6 protein-coding genes are annotated in these 4,732 nt (G+C 64.8%); 3 read left to right on the forward strand and 3 right to left on the reverse strand.

Going from position 1 to position 4,732, the window contains the following annotated elements:
* From MK313_RS17675 to MK313_RS17685, 3 genes are all read left to right on the forward strand, one after another.
* A partial coding sequence (locus MK313_RS17675) for an EAL domain-containing protein (protein WP_287783458.1) occupies nucleotides 1–918 on the forward strand: 918 nt, incomplete at its 5' end.
* 38 nt (nucleotides 919–956) lie between these two features.
* Nucleotides 957–1,859 carry a TIGR01459 family HAD-type hydrolase gene (locus tag MK313_RS17680; RefSeq protein ID WP_287783460.1) on the forward strand — a complete coding sequence of 301 codons (903 nt, stop codon included), beginning with the start codon at nucleotides 957–959 and terminating at the stop codon, nucleotides 1,857–1,859.
* Nucleotides 1,860–1,863: 4 nt separating this feature from the next.
* Nucleotides 1,864–3,225 carry an RsmB/NOP family class I SAM-dependent RNA methyltransferase gene (locus tag MK313_RS17685; RefSeq protein ID WP_287783463.1) on the forward strand — a complete coding sequence of 454 codons (1,362 nt, stop codon included), beginning with the start codon at nucleotides 1,864–1,866 and terminating at the stop codon, nucleotides 3,223–3,225.
* Here the strand turns inward: MK313_RS17685 and MK313_RS17690 are convergent, their stop codons facing one another.
* From MK313_RS17690 to MK313_RS17700, 3 genes are all read right to left on the reverse strand, one after another.
* Nucleotides 3,226–3,615 carry a type II toxin-antitoxin system VapC family toxin gene (locus tag MK313_RS17690; RefSeq protein ID WP_287783465.1) on the reverse strand — a complete coding sequence of 130 codons (390 nt, stop codon included), beginning with the start codon at nucleotides 3,613–3,615 and terminating at the stop codon, nucleotides 3,226–3,228.
* Complete coding sequence (locus MK313_RS17695) at nucleotides 3,615–3,869, reverse strand: type II toxin-antitoxin system VapB family antitoxin (protein WP_121220745.1); 255 nt, start codon at nucleotides 3,867–3,869, stop codon at nucleotides 3,615–3,617. Before MK313_RS17695 ends, MK313_RS17690 begins: the two co-directional genes overlap by 1 nt.
* A 131-nt stretch (nucleotides 3,870–4,000) precedes the next feature.
* A partial coding sequence (locus MK313_RS17700) for a thiolase domain-containing protein (RefSeq protein ID WP_287783468.1) occupies nucleotides 4,001–4,732 on the reverse strand: 732 nt, incomplete at its 5' end.

Consider the following 4,732-nt stretch of genomic DNA (forward strand, 5'->3'; position numbering starts at 1 on the left):
GTGCTGCAACCGCGGATCGCGCACCTAGGGCCCCGCACGGGCGCCGGCGCCGAAGGCGGCGCGCCGGGCGAGGATGAAGCCGAGCTGGCGGAAGCCGAAATCCTGCCGCCATCGGCCGGGGGACGGCGTGTCCTGTCAGCGGCGCGGGAAACCGACGACCCGATGCTGAACCCGCGCGAAATCCTGGAGATCGTCCGCGAGGGGCTGCGCAACAACCGCATCGAAATCATGATGCAGCCCACCGTCACCCTGCCGCAGCGCCGGGTGATCCATTACGAATGCCTGTCGCGCATCCGCACCAAGACCGGCCTGCTGATCACCCCGGACCATTATATCGGCATCGCCGAGGAGGAAGGGCTGATCGGCGCCATCGACAATATGACGCTGTTCCGACTGGTGCAGCATGTCCGCCGCCATCGCGGCCCGATGGCCGAAAGCCGGTTCTTCTGCAACATCTCCAACCGCTCACTGGAGGATGCCGGATTCTTCGAGCAATTCAGCGACTTCCTGACCGCCAACGCCACGCTGGCGCAATCGATTGTTTTCGAATTCGCCCAGGAAGGCTTCCCGGCGGAGCCCTCGCCGATCCGCGACAAGCTGCTGGCCTTGTCGGAGGCCGGTTACCGCTTCTCGCTCGACCACATCACCGACCTCGACATCGACCCCGAGGAATTCGCGGCGCTGGGCTTCAAGTTCCTGAAGATCGACGCAGCGCTTCTGCTCTCCTATGCAGAGCATGAACCACCGCTGCTGGATATCGGGCTGCTGAAAGGCGCACTCGACCGGGTCGCGATGGACCTGATCGTCGAGCATGTCGAAAACGAGGACATCTTGCTGCGCCTGCTTGACCATCCGGTGGATTTCGGGCAGGGCTACCTCTTTGGCGGCCCGATGGTCGAAGGGCGCCGGCCGCGCTGATTTTCCGACCGTACTGTAACCAAGGATACCGGGGAATCATGTCCGTCTCCCTCCAGCAGCCTGCTGACCGGCAGCCGCCGCTTCTCTCCGGCGTTTCGGAGATCGCCGCCGACTATGACGGCTATATCCTCGATGTCTGGGGCGTGCTGTACGATGGCGGGGCCGCCTATCCGGGCGTGGCCGAGTGCCTCACGCAGCTGAAGAAGGCCGACAAGCGCATCGTCGTGCTGTCCAACGCGCCGCGCCGCGCGCAGGTGGTGGTGGACCGGCTGACCAATCTGGGTATCGGGCGGCATCTCTATGACGAGGTGCACACCTCGGGTGAGGAAGCCTTCATCGCGCTGCGCGACCGCACCGACGATTTTCACCGCACGCTTGGCAAGACCTGCGTCGATACCGGCGGCGACCGTTTCCTTGGGCTGCTGGATGGCAGCGGTGTGGAGGTCGTCACCGATCCGGCGGCAGCCTCCTTCGTGATCGCCACCGGCCCGCTGGAGGGCACCGATCCGATCGAGCGCTACGACGATCTGCTGTCGCGCTGCCTTGATCGCGGCCTGCCGATGCTGTGCGCGAACCCGGACCTGGAAGTGCTGCATGAGGGCGCGCGCCATCTCTGCGCCGGCTCCATCGGCGCGCGATACGAGCAGATGGGCGGCTTCGTGCATTATTACGGCAAGCCGCACGAGGCGGTGTACGCGACCTGCCTGCGCCTGATGAACATCGAGGACCGCAGCCGCATCCTGGCGGTCGGCGACAATCTGGAAACCGATGTGAAGGGCGGCCGCGCGCATGGCACCGGCACGCTGCTGGTGGCCGGCGGCATTCATTGCGACCGGCTGGAGATCACCATGGGCGACCGCCCCGACCCGCAGCGCCTGACTGCGCTCTACGGGGAATACGGCCTCACCCCGACAGCGACCGTTCCCGCCTTTACCTGGTAGAGAAATGACCCCCGGTGCCCGCATAACAGCCGCCATCGAAGTGCTCGAGGCGGTCACGGCCGGTGACGTGCCAGCCCCCGTCGATTCCGTGCTCGGCAATTACCTGAAGCAGCGCCGCTACATCGGCAGCAAGGACCGCACCGCTATTCAGGCGCTGGTCTATGGCATTTTCCGCCGGCGCGCGCGGCTGGGCTGGTGGCTCGAGCGCGCCAAGGCAAAGGCGCTGCCACGCAACCTGCTGATCGCGCATCTGCTGCTGATCGAGAAGCTGACCGGCCCGCAACTGCGCAGCCATTTCGATGGCCGCCACTACCATCCCTATCCGCTGGAGGGCGGCGAGACCGTGCTGGCCGACCGGCTGGAAGGCAAGTCCATCGACCATCCCGACATGCCGGAAGCGGTGCTGCTGGAATGCCCCGGCTGGGCCGAGGCCGGCCTGCGGGCCGCGCTGGGCGAGCGCTTCACCGAGGAAATGCGGGCGCTGAATGACGAGGCCTCGACCGACCTGCGCGTGAATGCACTGGTCGGCACGCAGGAGGACGCCATCGCGGCGCTGAAGCGCGATGGTATCTTCTCCAAGCCTGCCCTCTATTCGCCCGTCGGCCTGCGGCTGGGCGGAAGGCCGGCGCTGGGCGGTACCGAGGCGCTGAAATCCGGACTGGTGGAAATCCAGGACGAAGGCTCGCAGCTGCTGGCGCTACTGGTTGGCGCCCGGCCGGGCATGCAGGTGGTCGATTTCTGCGCCGGGGCCGGCGGCAAGACGCTGGCGATGGCGGCCCGGATGGAGAATAAGGGCCGTATCGTCGCCTGTGACGTCCACGCCAAGAGGCTGGAACGGCTGACCCTGCGCCAACGCCGCGCACAGGCCCATAATATCGAGCGCCGCCCGCTGACCAGCGAACGCGATCCATGGGTGAAGCGGCACAAGGGCAAGTTCGACCGGGTGCTGATCGACGCCCCCTGCACCGGCACCGGTACATGGCGACGCAACCCGGATGCCAAATGGGGCCGGGGCGGGCTCGCCCTGGCCGAGATGACTAGCCTGCAATCCGCGATCCTGGAAAGCGCTGCGCGACTGGTGAAGCCGGGTGGTCGGCTGGTCTATGCCACCTGCTCCCTGCTGGCCGCCGAGAATGAGGATCGGATATCCGCCTTCCTGGCCGATCATCCCGATTTCAAGCAAATGTCAATTTTTGACATATGGCAGGAAACAGTCGGCACAGACGCGCCCCCGGAAGGAGCAGTTGCTGATTCCGCCCTGCGGCTGACCCCCGCGCGCCACGGCACGGACGGCTTTGTGGCCGCCGTTCTGGAGCGCGCGCCGGCAGCAAAGGACGAAGCAGTGGAGGATGCGCCGGAGGAGTGATCAGACGGCCGGTACGATATCCGTCTGCTCGAAGTCTCTTCCCTTGAAGAGCAGTTTCTCTCCCGTTGCCTTCGCCAGCGCATAGGCGAAAAGGTCACCGAAGTTCAGCCCGGCGGGGTGACGGCCCTTGCCATATCGGCGCGCCGCACTGCGGGCCAGTTCGGCCTGCATCTCATCGACCGGGACTGTCTCGCAGCCGGCCCGATGCAGGAACAGGTCAAGCTCGCGTCCAGCGATCTCGCCATAGCGCGTTTCCATAACTAGTCCTGCCTCGATCAGTGTGCCGGCGGAAACCAGCCGCACCGGGTCGGCGGCAATAGCCTCGTTGAAGGGTTTACGCTCCGGCTCGTCCGACAGGATTGCCACCAGGGCGGAGGTGTCGATGACCATCAGCGCGGCAGCCCGGTTTCGTCATAGCCAATGATCTCCTCGGCACTGCGCCGATCCTGCACTGGCAGGCTGGCACAGCGGCGGGCGATCTCATCCAGCTCCTCGGCCAGGGTCCGGGAGGTCTGGCGTGTCTTCAGACGGGCCAGCCTTTCACGCAAGGCCTGGGTCACGGCTTCCGTCAGGCTCTCGCCAGTATGACGGGCGACCTCCCGGGCCAGCTTGTCCGTTTCCTCATCCTTGATGCTGAGCGCCATTTTTCTACCTGGGTATAGAATCTTATATACAGGAATAAATATAGGCGATTTCTGTACGTAAACAAACAGCCCGGCACGCATTTGGGAATTTGCGGGCCGGGCTGCTGTCGCATCAGTCGAATGAACCCTGCTTAACGCAGCGGCTCCAGGATCGAGACATAGTTGGCGACGGCGGCACCGCCCATATTGAAGATGCCGGCCAGCCGCGGGTTCTTCACCTGCATATCGCCAGCCGTGCCGGTCAGCTGCATGGCGGAGAGCACATGCATGGACACGCCGGTGGCACCGATGGGATGCCCCTTGGACTTCAACCCGCCGGACGGGTTGACCGGCAGCTTGCCGTCCTTCTCCACCCAGCCTTCCTCGATGGCGACATGGCCCTTGCCGCGTGGCGTCAGCCCCATCGCCTCATATTCCAGCAGCTCGGCAATGGTGAAACAATCATGGGTCTCGACCAGCGACAGGTCGTCCAGCGTCACGCCGGACGCAGCGAAGGCCCGCTTCCAGGCGGTCTCGCAGCCCTCGAACAGGGTGATGTCACGTTTTGACATAGGCAGGAAATCATTCACCTGCTCGGCGGCACGAAACACAATGGCCTTGTTCATCGACAGGGCCGTATCGGTGTCGGCCAGCACCAGCGCCGCCGCGCCATCGGAAACCAGCGAGCAGTCGGTACGCTTCAGCGGGCCGGCGACCAGCGGGTTCTTGTCGGAGACCGCCTTGCAGAACTCATAGCCCAGATCCTTGCGCAGCTGCGCATAGGGATTGCCGACACCATTCCTGTGGTTCTTCGCGGCGATGCGCGCCATGGCATCAGTCTGGTCGCCATGCTTCTGGAAGTATTTCTGCGCGATCTGCCCGAA

The sequence above is a fragment of the Oceanibaculum sp. genome (assembly GCF_022449305.1).
Lineage (GTDB): Bacteria > Pseudomonadota > Alphaproteobacteria > Oceanibaculales > Oceanibaculaceae > Oceanibaculum > Oceanibaculum indicum.